Genomic DNA, 903 nt, shown 5'->3' on the forward strand with positions numbered 1-903 from the left:
ACCATCGGACCGAAGACCGGGTTCTTGGGCAGCTCGTACCCGCTGGGAGCCTTGGTCTCCACCCAGTAGTACGTGGAACCCATCTTCAGCTGCTTGAGGCCCTTGATCTGCGCCGTACCGTCAGCACCCGTGGTGACCGGGCCGCCTTCCTTGGTGTCCGGCTTGCCACCGGTGCGCTGCAGACCCGCAGTGCCGTTGGACTCGCGCCACAGCTGGAACTCGGCCCCGGCCAGCGGCTTGTTGGTCTTGCCGTCAACCTTGACGAGCCGGACCGGCACGCCGTGCCAGGGGTTGTCGTCCTTGACGGGAACCCCGCTGTGGGCACCCTCGCCCTCGACGGTGAAGGTGTCGCCGTGCATGACACCCGACTTCATGCCGTACAGAACGGCGGTGCACTTGTAGCTGGCGCCGACTGCGAGCTGGGCCTTGGGGTTCTTCTTGGCGTCTTCCTTCCAGGAGGCCTCCCAGCGCACCTCCTTGCCCGCGGGGTCCGTGCTGGTGGTGCCGTCAGGCCAGGTGCACTTCAGATCCTTGATCTTCGCGTCGCCCTTGGTGACGCGGTCAGTGTTCCGGATCTTGACCAACGGCTCGGTGCCGTTGTTCGTGTTGGTCATGTACAGGACCTTCTCCTTGACATCAGGGAGAATGACCGCCGAACCCTCGGTGTCGGCCGCCGAGTTGGTGGCCTCGTCCTTCTTGTCGGTGACGATGTCCGGCTTCTCGTTCTTGACCGTGATGGACGCGGTCGTGGCGAGCTTGTCCTTGGTCAGCACCATGGGACCGAAGACGGGGTTCTTGGGCAGCGGATAGGGCTTGCCCTTGGCGTCCTTGGGAGCCTTGGTCTCCTCCCAGTAGTAGGTGGAGCCCATCTTCAGCTGCTTGAGGCCCTTGATCTGCGCCGTA

Annotated in this window: 1 protein-coding gene; it reads right to left on the reverse strand. The window is 64.0% G+C overall.

Annotated features, from left to right (window positions below; translation table 11 throughout):
• Positions 1–903 (reverse strand): SpaA isopeptide-forming pilin-related protein (locus tag AC4IJH_RS43585; protein ID WP_490857576.1); only part of this gene is annotated, 903 nt, incomplete at both ends.

It is taken from the genome of Streptomyces sp. UF-297 (assembly GCF_058245575.1).